Source organism: Pseudomonas sp. R84 (genome assembly GCF_009834515.1).
Taxonomy (GTDB): Bacteria; Pseudomonadota; Gammaproteobacteria; order Pseudomonadales; family Pseudomonadaceae; genus Aquipseudomonas.
Genome location: NZ_CP019426.1, coordinates 5,112,947 through 5,129,836 on the forward strand (window position 1 = coordinate 5,112,947; position 16,890 = coordinate 5,129,836).

The 16,890-nt window shown below is 59.6% G+C and carries 8 protein-coding genes; 5 read left to right on the top strand and 3 right to left on the bottom strand.

The annotated features are described in order from the left end of the window. Nucleotides 1-77: 77 nt before the first annotated feature. Nucleotides 78-1,529, top strand: coding sequence for a pyruvate kinase (gene pyk / locus PspR84_RS22635; protein WP_122589649.1), 1,452 nt, complete (start codon nucleotides 78-80; stop codon nucleotides 1,527-1,529). A 165-nt stretch (nucleotides 1,530-1,694) separates the two neighbouring features. Here pyk and PspR84_RS22640 read toward each other — a convergent pair whose 3' ends face one another. The 3 genes from PspR84_RS22640 to PspR84_RS22650 are packed head-to-tail and all read right to left on the bottom strand — an operon-like array spanning nucleotide 1,695 to nucleotide 4,507. Beyond that, entirely contained in the window at nucleotides 1,695-2,444 is a 750-nt protein-coding gene (locus PspR84_RS22640) for an enoyl-CoA hydratase-related protein (protein ID WP_160059202.1), read from the bottom strand. Nucleotides 2,445-2,472: 28 nt separating this feature from the next. Beyond that, complete coding sequence (locus tag PspR84_RS22645; RefSeq protein WP_160059203.1) at nucleotides 2,473-3,408, bottom strand: iron-sulfur-binding ferredoxin reductase; 936 nt, start codon at nucleotides 3,406-3,408, stop codon at nucleotides 2,473-2,475. Further along, a complete protein-coding gene (locus PspR84_RS22650; protein ID WP_160059204.1) occupies nucleotides 3,401-4,507 on the bottom strand; it encodes a GGDEF domain-containing protein in 1,107 nt (368 codons plus the stop codon). The genes PspR84_RS22645 and PspR84_RS22650 overlap by 8 nt, the downstream gene beginning before the upstream one ends. 634 nt (nucleotides 4,508-5,141) lie before the next feature. Here PspR84_RS22650 and PspR84_RS22655 point away from each other — a divergent pair. The 4 genes from PspR84_RS22655 to PspR84_RS22670 all read left to right on the top strand — a co-directional run bounded on the left by PspR84_RS22655 (nucleotide 5,142) and on the right by PspR84_RS22670 (nucleotide 16,873). Next, nucleotides 5,142-6,665 carry a fumarate hydratase gene (locus PspR84_RS22655; RefSeq protein WP_007916251.1) on the top strand — a complete coding sequence of 508 codons (1,524 nt, stop codon included), beginning with the start codon at nucleotides 5,142-5,144 and terminating at the stop codon, nucleotides 6,663-6,665. A gap of 204 nt (nucleotides 6,666-6,869) precedes the next feature. Next, nucleotides 6,870-11,390 carry a SpvB/TcaC N-terminal domain-containing protein gene (locus PspR84_RS22660; RefSeq protein ID WP_160059205.1) on the top strand — a complete coding sequence of 1,507 codons (4,521 nt, stop codon included), beginning with the start codon at nucleotides 6,870-6,872 and terminating at the stop codon, nucleotides 11,388-11,390. Then, nucleotides 11,387-14,119: an RHS repeat-associated core domain-containing protein gene (locus PspR84_RS22665; protein ID WP_160059206.1), complete on the top strand. Its 2,733-nt coding sequence runs from the start codon at nucleotides 11,387-11,389 to the stop codon at nucleotides 14,117-14,119. The genes PspR84_RS22660 and PspR84_RS22665 overlap by 4 nt, the downstream gene beginning before the upstream one ends. Before the next feature lie 51 nt (nucleotides 14,120-14,170). Next, nucleotides 14,171-16,873, top strand: a complete 2,703-nt coding sequence (locus PspR84_RS22670; protein WP_238785161.1) for an RHS repeat-associated core domain-containing protein — start codon at nucleotides 14,171-14,173, stop codon at nucleotides 16,871-16,873. Nucleotides 16,874-16,890: the final 17 nt, after the last annotated feature.

The window sequence follows — 16,890 nt, forward strand, 5'->3', positions numbered from 1 at the left end:
AAGTAGTGCAAACGAACAATGACTACACCCTTCGAGCATAGTAGCCTTCGCTAGCGCTTGAACTCAGGAGTCTTTGCATGTCCGTCCGTCGTACCAAAATCGTCGCTACCCTTGGCCCGGCCAGTAACTCGCCGGAAGTTCTCGAACAGCTGATTCTGGCTGGTCTGGACGTTGCCCGTCTGAACTTCTCCCACGGCACCCCCGACGAGCACAAGGCTCGCGCGAAGCTGGTGCGTGACCTCGCTGCCAAGCACGGCCGCTTCGTCGCCCTGCTCGGTGACCTGCAAGGCCCGAAAATCCGTATCGCCAAATTCGCCAACAAGAAGATCGAGCTGAAGATCGGTGACAAGTTCACCTTCTCCACCAGCCATCCGTTGACCGAAGGCAACCAGCAAGTGGTCGGCATCGACTACCCGGATCTGGTCAAGGACTGCGGCGTGGGCGACGAGCTGCTGCTCGACGACGGCCGTGTGGTGATGCGCGTTGATACCCAAACTGACGACGCATTGCATTGCACCGTGACCATCGGCGGCCCGCTGTCCGACCACAAAGGCATCAACCGTCGCGGTGGCGGCCTGACCGCGCCGGCCCTGACTGAAAAAGACAAGGCCGACATCAAGCTCGCCGCTGAAATGGAAGTCGACTACCTCGCAGTGTCCTTCCCGCGTGACGCTGCCGACATGGAATACGCCCGTCAACTGCGCGACGAAGCCGGCGGCACTGCCTGGCTGGTGGCGAAGATCGAACGTGCTGAAGCCGTGGCCGATGACGAAACCCTCGACGGCCTGATCAAGGCGTCCGACGCAGTGATGGTTGCCCGTGGTGACCTCGGTGTGGAAATCGGCGACGCCGAACTGGTGGGCATTCAGAAGAAAATCATTCTGCACGCACGCCGCCACAACAAGGCTGTGATCGTCGCGACCCAGATGATGGAGTCGATGATCCAGAACCCGATGCCGACCCGCGCCGAAGTGTCCGACGTGGCCAACGCCGTGCTCGACTACACCGACGCCGTGATGTTGTCTGCTGAATCCGCTGCCGGTCTGTACCCACTGGAAGCTGTGCAAGCGATGGCGCGCATCTGCGTTGGCGCTGAAAAGCACCCGACCGGTAAAACGTCCAGCCACCGCATCGGCAAGGAATTCACCCGCTGCGACGAAAGCATCGCACTGGCGACCATGTACACCGCCAACCACTTCCCGGGCGTCAAAGCGATCATCGCGCTGACCGAAAGTGGCTACACCCCGCTGATCATGTCGCGTATCCGTTCTTCGGTGCCGATCTATGCGTTCTCGCCGCACCGCGAGACTCAGGCGCGCGCAGCCATGTTCCGTGGCGTGTACACCGTACCGTTCGATCCGGCCTCGCTGGAACCGCACGAAGTCAGCCAGAAGGCGATCGACGAACTGGTCAAGCGCGGCGTTGTGGAAAAAGGCGACTGGGTCATCCTGACCAAGGGCGACAGCTACCACACCACCGGCGGCACCAACGGCATGAAGATCCTGCACGTGGGCGACCCGCAGGTCTGAGTGATGCGCTGAAAAACCAAAGCCCCGCCATGTGAATGGCGGGGCTTTTTGTTGTCTGCGTTGAATCCGACCGGTTCTTTCAAGTCGATGTATAACGCATTACACCTCGGTCGGCTCCCTCTGGGAGAGGGCTGGGCGGGCGGCGTTCCGATGAGGGTTGGCTTTTCAATGCCGTTTGATAAACCCGGTCAACGCCGCCATTGCTTCCGGCGAACGAAGGCGCTGGGTGAACAACACGCCCTCCTCCTCGATCACCTTGCGAATCAACTCGCGATCCGGGGCTTTCATCAATTGTTTGCTGATGCGCACCGCTTCCGCCGGCAATTCTTCAAAACGCAATGCCACTTCCCGTGCCTTGCGCAACGCCGCTTCACCACTGCCCAACGCCTCAGTGGCAATCCCCCACTGCGCAGCCTGTTCACCGCTAAATCCTTCGCCGAGCAACAACAACTCCGCCGCTTTGGCCTGCCCAAGCAAACGCGGCAGGATCAGGCTCGAGCCGAATTCCGGGCACAACCCAAGATTGACGAACGGCATGCGCAACCGCGCATCGCCGCTGACGTAAACCAGATCGCAATGCAACAACAGCGTGGTGCCGATGCCCACCGCCGCGCCGGCTACAGCGGCAATCACCGGCTTGCGGCATTCGAGCAGATTGAGCATGAAATGAAACACCGGGCTGTCGAGGTCGCTCGGCGGTTGCTGGATAAAGTCGGCGATGTCGTTGCCGGCGGTGAAGCACGCGGCGCTGCCGGTGATCAGCACGGCGTTGATCTCAGGATCGCCATCGGCCTGCTTCAGCGCTTCGGCGAGACGGCTGTACATGGCGCGGGTCAGGGCGTTTTTCTTGTCCGGGCGATTGAGCCACAGGGTCAGCAAACCGCGTTCGCGCTCCAGCAGGATGGCATCAGTCATGGCGTGTCTCGCGTCTGAAATTCAGCGCTCAACCACGGCTCAAAAATACGTCGGCCAGCAGTTGGTTGCGCGGCAATCCGGCCAGGTACAGACGCCTTGCGAAAGCGTCGACACTGGTCGTCGAGCCGCAGACTAAGGCCAGGGTTTGCCGGGAAACAAGGCGCAGTTGCGCCAAAGCGGCGGCTGAGTCGGCCGCCGCCCACAGTTCGACAGTGAGGTTTTCGCGCTGTGCGGCCAGTGCGGCAAGGGGTTTGGCCAGATAGTGTTCATCAGCGTCATGAGCCACATGAATGACGCGGATCGCGCCTTGGTGATCCTGACGCAAGGCTTCGCGCAGCACGCCGAACAACGGGCCAAGACCGGTGCCGGCGGCGAGCAGCCATAGCGGCCGGCTGTGCCAGTCGGGGTCGTAATGCAAGGCGCCGCCGCGCAATTCGCCAAGGCGAATCGCGTCGCCGATCTGCAAACGTCGCGCCGCATCACTGAATTCGCCTGGCTGACGGCAATCAAGGTGGAATTCGAGAAAACGGTCTTCTTCCGGCAGGCTCGCCAGCGAATATGGCCGAGCGATGTGATCGATCCACAACACCAGATGTTGCCCGGCGCTGTAGCGCAACGGCCGTTGCGGGGTCAGACGCAAGCGCAGGACGCTGTCGCTGAGCCAGTCCAGCGCCTCGACCACCGCCGGGCGACCGTCGGTGACCGGGTCGAAGGTGTGCACCTGCAAGTCTTCGACGACCTGACACTGGCACGCCAGACGCCAGCCTTGCTGACGCTGTTCGGCGCTCAAGGCGTCCGGGCGATTGTCGGTGGGCAGGCCTTGCACGCATTGCACCAGACAGGCATGACAACTGCCGGCGCGGCAGCTGTAAGGCACAGCGACGCCGTTCTGATTGAGGGCATCGAGCAGATTGCTGCCCGCCGCCACTGACCATTGTCGTTCACCGACGCGAAGTTCAGGCATCGACGCTCTCCCACGCGGCCGCACAACGATTGCGCCCGTCACGCTTGGCCCGATACAACGCCTGATCGGCACGCTGCAAGGCGTCGTCCAGATCATCGCCCAACGCCAGCAGGGTCATGCCGGCCGACAGGCTGAGGTTGCGCACATTCAGTCCGACCAATTCGACGTCGGTGAAGGCGATGCGCAGACGCTCGCAACACGCGGTCAGCCGTTCGGCATCGCAATCGGGCAGCAACAGGACGAATTCCTCACCACCATAGCGCGCCAGCACATCGCCGTCGCGCAGACAGGCTTGGGCAACGCCGGCGAAGGCCTGCAACACCTGATCGCCGGCGGCATGGCCGTGCAGGTCATTGATGCGTTTGAAGTGGTCGAGGTCGATCAGTGCCAGACCGTGCACGACATCATCGTCCATTGCATTGAGTTCACGTGTGGCCAGACGCAGAAAGTGCCGACGATTGAACAGGCCGGTCAATTCGTCGGTGGCAACCAGATCTTCGAGCTGACGCATCATCCCGCGCAGGGTGTCCTGATGCGCCTGCAAGGCAAACCGGCGCTGGCGCTGGCGTTGCCGCGAAACCTGGACGAAGCGTGCGTAAAGCACCAGCCACGCCAGCACCATCGCCAGAATGCACACCTGCAGGGCAGCAAGCGCCGGTTCGCGCAAGCGGAAGTGGTAGCCGTCCCACAGCGTGATCGCGCAGAAACTGAAGAACACCAGCAGTGCGCAGCGGATGAACGCCCGTCGACTGAGATGGAACAGGCCGAACAGCAGGATCAGCACGTAGAACACCAGAAAGGCGCCACGGGCTTCATCCAGATGGGCGATCAGCCAGGTCTGCCAGCCGAGACCGACCAACACCTGCGCTTCGGTCAGGCTGGGATCGGCAAAGCGCAGGTTGCGCCCGCTCCAGAACAGCGCGAACAGCACCGACTGGCTGATCACCACCAGCGCACTGCCAATGGTCACGGAGCTCAGGGACTGGGCGTAATGTCCGGTAAAAAACGCCAGCCACAGCAGCAGCAAAGCCAATCCATAGGTGGCTGCAGCGAGGGCAAAGCGTTTGAGCAAAAGACGTTGAATGGCGTTATGGGTCAATCGTTGACTCACCGTGCGAAAAGAGGCTGACCGAGTGTCCTACTCTACAGACCGGCTGCCACTTTAGAGGCGTAGTCGATAAATGACCACCGATTTTCGGGCTCGAAATTTGACGTCAAAAGTGTGGCCTGCGTCTACCGTCAAAAGCCCCTCACCCTAGCCCTCTCCCAGAGGGAGAGGGGACTGACCGAGTTGTTTTTCCGAGTTACACCGACCTGAAATACCAAGCCGAACTCAGGCTTGAACAACATGAAGATCAGCTTCCTTTCCCGAGTCGAACTCAGGTCTGAACTACATGAAGATCGGCTCCCTTTCCCCCTCGCCCCCTTGGGGGAGAGGGCTGGGGTGAGGGGGTAGATGCTGAAGTGCAAACCCGATGTCCGATATTCGCCCACCCATGCGACCAACGAATGACTGCCGGCGCGTGTATGCCCCACCGAGGCGCGGTATACTGCCGCGCCTTTTTAGCGTCGCGCCAGCAGCCCCGGCGTGCCCGGCCCCAAGGGCCAGCTTCAAGTTGCAAGCTTCAAGCCGCTAGCTCAAGCAGTCCGCGTACTGCTCCAACTTGCCGCTGAAAGCTTGAAGCTTGTAGCTGCCCCATAGAATGTTCCCGTCTTTTAGAGGAGCGCGACTCATGACCGTGATCAAGCAAGACGACCTGATTCAGAGCGTTGCCGACGCCCTGCAGTTCATTTCCTATTACCACCCCGTGGATTTCATCCAGGCGATGCACGAAGCCTACCTGCGCGAAGAATCGCCAGCGGCCCGTGACTCGATGGCGCAGATCCTGATCAACTCGCGCATGTGCGCCACCGGCCATCGCCCGATTTGCCAGGACACCGGTATCGTTACCGTGTTCGTGCGCGTCGGCATGGACGTGCGTTGGGATGGCGCCACCATGGGCCTGGACGACATGATCAACGAAGGCGTGCGTCGCGCCTATAACCTGCCGGAAAACGTCCTGCGCGCCTCGATCCTCGCCGACCCGGCGGGCGCTCGCAAAAACACCAAGGACAACACCCCTGCCGTGATTCACTACTCCATCGTCCCGGGCAACACCGTGGAAGTGGACGTGGCGGCCAAAGGCGGCGGTTCCGAGAACAAGTCGAAAATGGCCATGCTCAACCCGTCCGACTCGATCGTTGACTGGGTGCTGAAGACCGTTCCGACCATGGGCGCCGGCTGGTGCCCACCGGGCATGCTCGGCATCGGCATCGGCGGCACCGCCGAGAAAGCCGCAGTCATGGCCAAAGAAGTGTTGATGGAATCCATCGACATTCACGAGCTGAAGGCCCGTGGCCCACAGAACCGCATCGAAGAAATGCGTCTGGAGCTGTTCGAGAAGGTCAACCAGTTGGGCATCGGCGCCCAGGGCCTCGGTGGCCTGACCACCGTGCTCGACGTGAAAATCATGGACTACCCGACCCACGCCGCCTCGCTGCCGGTGTGCATGATCCCGAACTGCGCCGCCACCCGTCACGCGCACTTTGTGCTCGACGGTTCCGGCCCGGCCTCGCTGGAAGCGCCTCCGCTGGACGCCTACCCGGAAATCGTCTGGGAAGCCGGCCCGTCGGCCCGTCGTGTCAACCTCGACACCTTGACTCCGGAAGACGTGCAGAGCTGGAAGCCGGGCGAAACCGTCCTGCTCAACGGCAAAATGCTCACCGGTCGCGACGCCGCGCACAAGCGCATGGTCGAGATGCTCAACAAGGGTGAAACCCTGCCGGTCGACCTCAAAGGTCGCTTCATCTACTACGTCGGTCCGGTTGATCCGGTCGGTGACGAAGTGGTTGGCCCGGCGGGCCCGACCACCGCAACGCGGATGGACAAGTTCACCCGGCAGATCCTTGAGCAAACCGGCTTGCTGGGCATGATCGGCAAATCCGAGCGCGGCCCTACCGCGATCGAAGCGATCAAGGACAACAAAGCCGTGTACCTGATGGCCGTTGGCGGCGCGGCTTATCTGGTTGCTCAGGCGATCAAGAAGTCGAAGGTGCTGGCATTCGCCGAACTGGGCATGGAAGCGATCTACGAGTTCGAGGTCAAGGACATGCCGGTCACCGTCGCGGTGGACAGCAAAGGTGAATCGGTACACATCACCGGCCCGGCGATCTGGCAACAGAAGATCAGCGAAAGCCTGGCGGTAGAAGTGCAGTAAGCCCTTCGCTCCAATAAAAAACGGCCGGTTCATCCGCAGGGATGAGCCGGCCGTTTTTTGTATGTGTAACACTCTCGCGATAAAAAACCTGCCGAAGCACACAAAATGATCTTGCGCACCTGTCAGATCTGACAGGTTCATTTCAGCGCCATTCTTGTTAGCGTCAACCCATTCACGCCCAACCTGTGCGCAATGGATTCGACCATGGCCGAGCAACAAGAGCTGAGCATCACCACGCCTTCCATCGCCAAAAGCGCATCGATCGCCACCATCGGCAAAAGCTGGGGCGCCGTGGGGCCGACCGGCGCGGCGTCGTTCGATCTGCCGATTCCCGTTTCAGCCGGGCGCGGCTGGGATCCGCAATTTGCACTGGTCTACAGCAGCCAGAGCGGCAACGGTCCTTTCGGCCTCTCGTGGAACCTCAGCGGCGTAGGACAGATCAGCCGCCGCACCAACAAAGGTGTACCGCGTTACACCGACCACGACGAGATCATCGGCACCGATGGCGAAGTGTGGATGCCGGAGCTTGAGGCCGATGGCTCGATCAAATCGCGCGTGGAATCGCACTACAACGGTGTCGAGACCGGCCCGCACGACGTGGTGCGTTACTCGCCGAAGATCGAAAGCGATTTTGCCCTGCGCGAGCGCTGGCAGCCGCAAACGGAAAAAGCAGACGCCGGCGTGTTCTGGCTGATCCACGGTGCCGACGGCTCGCTGCACCTCTACGGAAAAACGGCCGCGTCGCGCATTGCCGATCCCGATGCACCGCAGCGAGTCGCCACCTGGTTGCTCTGCGAAAGTCTGAACGCTCGCGGCGAACATATCTGCTACGAGTACAAGGCCGATGACGAGGATCCCGCCCCCCTGCATGACTATCGAGCTCAGCGCTATCTGCGCCGCGTGTGCTACGGCAACTTCACCGCCAGCAGCGACCTTTACAGCTGGACAATAGACAATCCCGCCGACCTGGACTGGCACTTTCATCTGCTGTTCGATTACGGCGAGCGCAGCCCGTCACTGACCGAAATCCCGGCGTATGACGGGGCCCCATTGAAACCCTGGAATGTCAGGCCGGACCGTTTCTTGACCCACGGCCAGGGTTTTGAACTGGGCACACGCAGGCTTTGCCGGCAAACGTTGATGTTCCATCACTTTCCAAAGTCCCCAACTGACCGACCGAAACTGGTGCGCCGGCTGCTGCTGGAATACCACACGCCGCAGAACGTTACGCAGTGGGCTTACAGCCAGATCAGCGCGGCGCATTATCAGGCCTTCGATGCCAGCGGTGTTGTCGAAAACACACCACCGATCGAGTTTGAGTGCGCCCCTTTCGACCTCCGGAAAACGCCGTCTCGTTTGTTGGAAGCGAGTGTGCAACCCGGAATCGAAGACGCTGACTCTTTCCTTTGCGTCGATCTTTTCGGCGAAAGTCTGCCGGGGTTTCTCTGCCGCCATGACCAATGCTGGTACTACCGCGAACCGCTGCGAGGCAAGCCCGCAACGGATGAAATCACCTACGGGCCATGGACCGCACTGGACAAGATTCCGGTGGCCGATCGCATCCGCGCCGTGCTCCAACTGCTCACCGACATGACCGGCGACGGCCGCCTCGACTGGATCAGTGCGCAACCGGGCAGCAGCGGTTTCCGCACGCTGACCGCACAGCACGTATTCGCCGATTTCGTTCCCTTTGAAAAATTCCCGCTGGAGTTTTTCAACGCACGCTCGGTGCGGGGTGATTTCAGCGGCGACGGCCTGCTCTCCATTGGCTTGATCAGCCCTCACTCGGTCAAGGTCTACGCCAACCGACGCGAACACGGTTTCGCTGCCGCCGAAGAGGTCGCGCACCAGCCAACCGACGATCGCTTGCCAGTGTTCAGCGACTCCCCCACCGAACTGGTGCTGCTGGGCAATCTGCTGGGCAGCGACATGCCTGAGCTATGCCGCATTCGTCACGATGAAATCCGCTGCTGGCCGAACCTCGGTCATGGACGTTTTGGCAAAGGTCGCAAGATCTGCGAGTTGCCGTTCACCTACGAGCAATTCGATGCGTCTCGCGTACGTCTGGCTGACCTTGACGGCTCCGGCACGGCGGCATTGATTTATCTGAAAGCCGACTTTTTCGAGATCTACCTGAATCGCGGCGGCAACGGTGTGGAGCAGATTCCTGTTCTGGTGCCGTGGCCCGAGGGCGTGCGCTACGACCGCCTCAGCCAGGTCAGTTTTGCCGACCTGCAGGGCTTGGGGTGCGCCAGCCTGATTCTGACCGTGCCGTACTTGAAACCGCAGCATTGGCGCTACGATTTCGTCGACGCGAAGCCCTACCTGCTGACCGGCAGCAATAACAACATGGGTTGCAGCGCCGAGGTGGTCTACCGCAGTTCAGCGCAGGAATGGCTGGATGAAAAACAGCGCTTGCTCAGTCTCAAGCGCCTGCCGGTTTCACACTTGCCGTTCCCCGTGGCGGTGGTCAAAAAACAGCAACAGCTGGATGAAATCACCGGCAATTGCCTGACCCAGACCTTCACTTGGCGCGAAGGCGTCTACGACAGTCGTGAGCGCGAATTCCGCGGTTTCGGCCTGCTGCAACAAACCGACAGCGAGAGTGCCAGCGGTGACGACGACGTCGGCTTCAGCGAACCGGTGCGGGTGTGCACCTGGTTTCATACCGGACAGTCGATGGACCGGTCGCGCGATGGCTATTTCAATCACGACCCCGAGGCTGTGCCGCTGGGCAACACGCTGTTCAGTCGTTATCACGCCGAGGATGACTGCGAAGAACTGATAGCTGCGCCGGACGAGGACACCCGCTATCAGATCGCCCGGGCGCTGGTCGGCTCAGTCATTCGCACTGAAACCTGGGCCGATACCGAGGTGGATGCCCCCGAAATCGCCACACCCTACGCGGTCCAAGAGTCACGTTATCTGGTGCGCGAAGTGACCGCCCAAGGCCGCTATGCCGGCTTGATCGTGTTACCGCTGCTGCTGGAGAAAATCAGCTATCAGTACGACCGGTTCGTCGACGACCCGCAATGCCGCCAAGAGGTAAATCTGCGCTGGAATATCCATGGTCAGTCAACGCATTCACTGGTCATCAGCTTCGCCCGGCGCCTCACCGAAATGGACCAACCGCCGTTTGTCGATCTCGATGAGCGGCAATGGTGGTACGACGCTCACGACGAAGCCCAGCAATCGTTTTACCTGAGTGAGATCCGATCAGCGTTCATTGATCTGCTCACTGACTTGCAGCATTGGCGACTGAACTTGCCCTATCTGCAGCGCAGCAATGCGCTGGTCTTGCCCAAGGGCACCCTGCCCGGCGGGCTTACACCAGCGCAAGTTTGCTATGAAAGCCTGATGGCGCATGAAGATTCGCCGAGCTGGAATACCGAGCGGGTATTGACCACGCAGTCGGTGCAACGCTATCTGGATACCGACGGAACGCTGCTGGACGACGGCGTGGCCGGATTCGAAGCTCTGGTCGGCCCGCTGGAGCTGGCGCAACTGGACAAAACTGCACTGGACGCTTACAGCGTACTGCCCCCGCCATTCAACGTGCGGGACGAACTGCAAAAGATCGGTTATCTGCCGATGCCTTTCCTGTTCTGGGTGAGTCCATTGGGCGGTACGGAGCACGACCTGTGGTCGGCCAGTTTCGGCTATGCCGAATACGCTGGCCTCGACGGTTTCTACAAAGTACAGCGTTATCGCGAAACCCTCAGCCATGGCTACACCCGCGCCGAATACGACGCGCACGCACTGGCCGTGACGCGGGTGGTGCTGCCGGACGGCTGCACCACCCGCATTGAGTACGATTACCACGCGCTGCAACCGCTGAAGATCTTCGATGCCAATGACAACGTTCAGGAAGCGATCTACGAGCCATCCGGCCAGCCGATCGCCAGCAGCTTTTTCGGCACAGAAAACGGCCAGCCTGCCGGCTTCTGCCCGCTGGACAAGTACAGCATTCCAGAAGACCGGCGCCCGGAGACGGCCATTGCCGACCCGGCCGCTGCCGTACAGAAAGCAGCGAGCACTCTGCGCAAGGACCTGTTCAGCTGGATGGGCCAGATTGCGAATGACACCAGCGCTGCCAACGAATGGATTGCCAGCGGTTATTTGCTGCCCAGCGGCCACATCAGGGCCAGCGCGCGCCGTCGACTGGCCCAGCGTCACGGCAACCTGACGGCTGCCGAGCAGGCACTGTACGAGGCGATCGTTGCCGCCTGGCGCGAACCGGTGCACAGCGTCATGCTCACTGCCGACCGTTATCCCTACGATCCAGTGTCAGCGCTGATCCAGATCATCAAAGCCTGTGTCGACGGATTTGGCCGAGAACTGCAGACCCAACAATTGGTCGATCCGGGGATCGCCTATGCCGTGGACGCCAAAGGCTGGTTGATCGTAGAAAACGGCCAGTTGGTAACGGTTCAGGCAGACCCGCGCTGGCGCATCAGCGCGCGGGTCGAATACAACAACAAGGGCTTGCCGGTGCGGCAGTTCCGAGCGTTTTTCGCCGACACCCACCGTTACGTCAACGATGGATCCCTGCGCCAATCGGGCTTTTTCGATCAGTTGTTCTATGACGCTCTGGGGCGCCAGATCAAAGTGGTCAACGCCAAAGGCGACTTCTCCCGCGAGATGTACCATCCCTGGTATCACGCCAGCGAAGACTTCAATGACACCGCAGAGTCGCCTGCGTCCGCCAGGACTTCACGGCCGTGACCGCCAACGTGCATCGACGTACCCCGGCACTGGCCGTGAGCGACGCTCGGGGCCTGCCGGTGCGCCAAATTGCCTACCTGCGCAGCGCCGTCGGTGACGTGGCCGAAACCCTGCTAACCCGTCAGACACACGACCACGCTGGACATCCGGTCGCGCAATATGACCCACGCCTGCCGGCCCCGTGTCTGGTCACGGTCTACAGCCTGAACAGTGCCGTGTTGAAATCCGCCAGTGTCGACGCCGGCTGGCGCCTGAACTTGCCGGGCCTGGCCGGTGAACCTTTACAGCGCTGGGATGAACGTGGCAGCCATTGGCGCACGCGCTTCGATGAGCAATTGCGCGTCGTGGCCGTCGAGGAAAACGCCGAGGCCGATGTCGATGTGTTCACCTACGCCGATGCCTCGGCAGATGCCGCGCACAACCAGCGCGGCCAGTTGCTGGAACAGCAGGACCGCTCGGGTTCGCTGCGCGCCGACAGCTTCGCCCTTACCGGCCAGCCGCGGCAAGAGACGCGCACCTTCCACGATGACGCAGCGTTCACCCGTCATCAGGTTTTCAGCCCATTGGGCGCGCTGCTGGAGCAGACCGATGCCGGCGGCCATCGGCAACAGTCGCGCTATGGTCTCGCCGGGCAACTCAAACACACGCAGTTGCTGATCAACGGCAAGACCGATTGGCAACCGGTGATACTGGACGCGCAGTACAACGCGGCCGAGCAGATCACCGAGCAACTGGCCGGCAACAAGGTCCTCAGCCAATGGAGCTATGACCCGGCGGACGGTCGCCTGCACACCCAGTCCAGCCGCAAGAGCGGCGGCGATGTACTGCAAGACTTCGAATACTTTTACGACCGCGTCGGCAATATCACCCGCATCGAAGACCACGTCTTCCAGCCACGATATTTCGCCAATCAGTTCATCGACGGCCATCGCGATTTCATTTACGACTCGCTTTCCCGCGTGACCAGTGCCACGGGTTACGACGACGCCCCGCCCTCCGACATACCCGGCCTGCCGCAACCGGGCGACCCGAACAATCGCCTCAACTACACCCGGACGTATAAGTACGATCGTGGCGGCAACCTGATCGAACTTCGCCACGTGCGCGCCGGCAACAATTCTACTCGGCAGATGCGCATCGACCCGAACAGCAATCGCGGAGTGCGCTGGAAACCGGGTGATGCAGAACCGGTGTTCGATGTCCTGTTTGATCGACACGGCAATCAGCAAGCGGTGCAACCCGGACAACCGATCACCTGGAACGCCCGCAACGAAGTGCAAAAGGTGACCCTGATAGTGCGCGCAAACGAGCGCAGTGATGCCGAGCACTACGACTACAGTCAAGGCACGCGTGTCCTCAAACACTACGAAACCTTCACCGCCAGCACCGAACATTTCCAGCAGGTGCGCTACCTGCCAGGTCTGGAAATCCGTACGCGGGATAACGGCGAAGAACTGCACGTTATCAATCTCGGTAACGCGCGCTGCCTGCATTGGGTGGCGAAAAAACCCGAAGGCATCGACAACGAGCAACTGCGTTACAGCCTCGAAGACCACCTTGGCTCCTGTGTCATGGAACTCGATCAACAGGCACAAGTGATCAGCCAGGAAGGCTATTACCCCTTCGGCGAAACAGCGTGGATGGCTTGTCGCAACGAAGTAGAGGTGAGTTACAGATTCATCCGTTATTCGGGCAAGGAGATGGATATCAGTGGGCTGTATTACTACGGTGCGCGCTATTACGCACCGTGGTTGCAGCGCTGGATCAGTGCGGATCCGGCGGGGGATGTGGACGGGTTGAATCTGTACGCGATGGTGTCGAACAACCCGATCCTGTTCATCGATAACGGCGGCACCAAAAAAGACCTCCCCTCGGATGACAAGAGGGACATCGTTGACTACACAAAAGTCCTGGAAAACCTGGGCAGTGAACTCCAAATGGTCAATCGTCAGTTGAATGGAATGTTCAACTCTGCCGACATTGGCAAACGCTTTGCCATAAATACAGGCTTCAACATCGTAAAAGGTGCGGTCACCTCTGCAGCAGGGGCAGCGGGTGCAGCACTCGGAACTGTAGTACCTGTAGTCGGGACGATGGTCGGGGGGATACTCGCATCCAAAGCTGCCGGCGCGGCAATAGACAAGCTGGGCGAATATACAACCACTTCGACACCGATCTTGCCCAGCACCGAAAAACTGGATCCGAAGAGCATTCACAGTAACGCGACTGTCGGCTTTTTCACGCCCCTGAAATATGCAAACAAATGGGTGAAGTCATTTAATCCGAAAACCTCCGCGGGACAACAAAAACTGGCAGAAACAATCACTGAGAAAGTCCTTACCAAAGTCGCGGAGATACCTGCTGCGAGTGAGATGATGGCTATTGCCCACTCAAGCATAGACTCAACGAAAGCGCTGGTTGGTCTCAGGGATATCGAAATCAATGATCTCAGAACAGCGCTGGTTTTAATTACCGAGATGCTGGAACAGGATCGAAGCGATGTTAATGCTGCTTTCAGCAATCTAGGGGTCAACGAGTTTTATGACGAGGGAGTCATGGGCTCAGTCGGTTTTATCGTCGACCTTGCGACGGGTAACGTCGGAACCCAGGACGCTATGTCAATCAGTCGCGACCGGATCATGAATGGCATTTCGGTGCGGCTGGCAGAAGCAAGGCGGGGTATCGAACTGATTGGCAAATATAGCCAATACAACCAAAAAGCGGCCTAGTGAGTTTTTTCTGTTCGACACTTTTTAATTTGTGGTTTCGCGGCTGGATGAATGGCGAGCGCCCTCTCCATGAATAGATCAACGCATTTCCGTACACCTACCGTGCAGGCCAAGGATCCTCGGTTAGTCGCGGTCAGACATATCGCATATCTACGTGCAACGTGGGATGGAGAAGTTGAGCCACTAATCACCCGCCACCGCCACAACCCTGCCGGACACTTGGTAGAACAATGCGATCCACGGCTGTTCGATATTACGTCCTGCCCCAATCTGAGCAGGATCTACAACTTCGCCGGCGAGGCACTGAAAATCGACAGCGTCGACGCTGGCTGGCGCCTCACTCTGCCAGGCCTGGCCGGTGAACCTTTACAGCGCTGGGATGAACGTGGCAGCCATTGGCGTACGCGCTTCGATGAGCAATTGCACATCGTGGCCGTCGAGGAAAACGCCGAGGCCGATGTCGATGTGTTCACCTACGCCGATGCCTCGGCCGATGCCGGGCACAACCAGCGCGGCCAGTTGCTGGAACAGCAGGACCGCTCGGGTTCGCTGCGCGCCGACAGCTTCGCCCTCACCGGCCAGCCGCGGCAAGAGACGCGCACCTTCCACGATGACGCAGCGTTCACCCGTCATCAGGTTTTCAGCCCATTGGGCGCGCTGCTGGAGCAGACCGATGCCGGCGGCCATCGGCAACAGTCGCGCTATGGTCTCGCCGGGCAACTCAAACACACGCAGTTGCTGATCAACGGCAAGACCGATTGGCAACCGGTGATACTGGACGCGCAGTACAACGCGGCCGAGCAGATCACCGAGCAACTGGCCGGCAACAAGGTCCTCAGCCAATGGAGCTATGACCCGGCGGACGGTCGCCTGCACACCCAGTCCAGCCGCAAGAGCGGCGGCGATGTACTGCAAGACTTCGAATACTTTTACGACCGCGTCGGCAATATCACCCGCATCGAAGACCACGTCTTCCAGCCACGATATTTCGCCAACCAGTTCATCGACGGCCATCGCGATTTCATTTACGACTCGCTTTCCCGCGTGACCAGTGCCACGGGTTACGACGACGCCCCGCCCTCCGACATACCCGGCCTGCCGCAACCGGGCGACCCGAACAATCGCCTCAACTACACCCGGACGTATAAGTACGACCGTGGTGGCAACCTGATCGAACTTCGCCACGTGCGCGCTGGCAACAATTGCACTCGGCAGATGCGCATCGACCCGAACAGCAATCGCGGAGTGCGCTGGAAACCGGGTGATGCAGAACCGGTGTTCGATGACCTGTTTGATCGACACGGCAATCAGCAAGCGGTGCAACCGGGACAACCGATCACCTGGAACGCCCGCAACGAAGTGCAAAAAGTGACCCTGATAGCGCGCGCAAACGAGCGCAGTGATGCCGAGCACTACGACTACAGTCAAGGCACGCGTGTCCTCAAACACTACGAAACCTTCACCGCCAGCACCGAACATTTCCAGCAGGTGCGCTACCTGCCAGGTCTGGAAATCCGTACGCGGGATAACGGCGAAGAACTGCACGTTATCAATATCGGCAACGCGCACTGCCTGCATTGGGTGGCGAAAAAACCCGAAGGCATCGACAACGATCAACTGCGTTACAGCCTCGAAGACCACCTTGGTTCCTGTGTCATGGAACTCGATCAACAGGCACAAGTGATCAGCCAGGAAGGCTATTACCCCTTCGGCGAAACGGCGTGGATGGCTTGTCGCAACGAAGTAGAGGTGAGTTACAGATTCATCCGTTATTCGGGCAAGGAGATGGATATCAGTGGGCTGTATTACTACGGCGCCAGATATTACGCACCGTGGCTACAGCGCTGGATCAGTGCGGATCCGGCGGGAGATGTGGACGGGTTGAATCTCTATGGTTTTGTCGGCAACAACCCAGTGCTCCATGTCGACCAGACGGGGACTTCAAAAGTTGTTTTCGACTTGATCAAACAAGCCGTCGGTATATTCAATAGCGCAAAAACAGCGACAGAACAGTTGCACAATTTAACCACCGAATTCGATGGTTTGGTCCCGGAGGGCGCGAACATCGAAGAACTTCGCGAACGTATGACGTTTGGCGAATTCATCAAATCCAGGCACGGCATCAAATCAGTCTTTTATGGCGCCGGGAAAGGTATGGTCATTGGCGGCTTTATTGGCACCGCAGTACCGGGCATTGGCAACGTCATAGGTTCAGTCGCAGGAACGATTGCGGGTGCAATCGTTTTCCCGGTACTTCGCTACCACTTTTTCAAGAAGGGTTTGAAGCTGGCGGAGACGCTGCACACGCAGGAACTCAAAGATGGCTTGAATACACTAGGCCAGACGGTTTCAAACCTGGCGGAAGGCGCAGAGGATTTTATCAAAGGTGGCAAAGCCCTGATCGACAGCATCAAAAACTTCGCCGACACCCTCGAAGCCTATCCGGACCGTATTCAGACAACATTCTATAGTCAGTTTGATTCACTCTCCCCCGAGCTACAACGCCGTGTATTGAAACTGATGAGAGAAGGGATGGATCCGTTTGAGTCAATCACTGAGGTAAGGAAAGTAGCGGAAGATACGGGGGGCAATCCGGTCGCCAGCGCGGGATCCCCAGTGGTGCTTGTTCTCGATTCGGAGGGTACCTTCGTGCCTCCTGGTGCCACAGGAGCGACAAGTGCGCGCAGATCCAGCTCATATCGGCGCAGCAGGAGCGAGTCGTTTACACAAGCCAAAAATGAGACGTACGCGTAACGTCAGCTCGAGCGCCC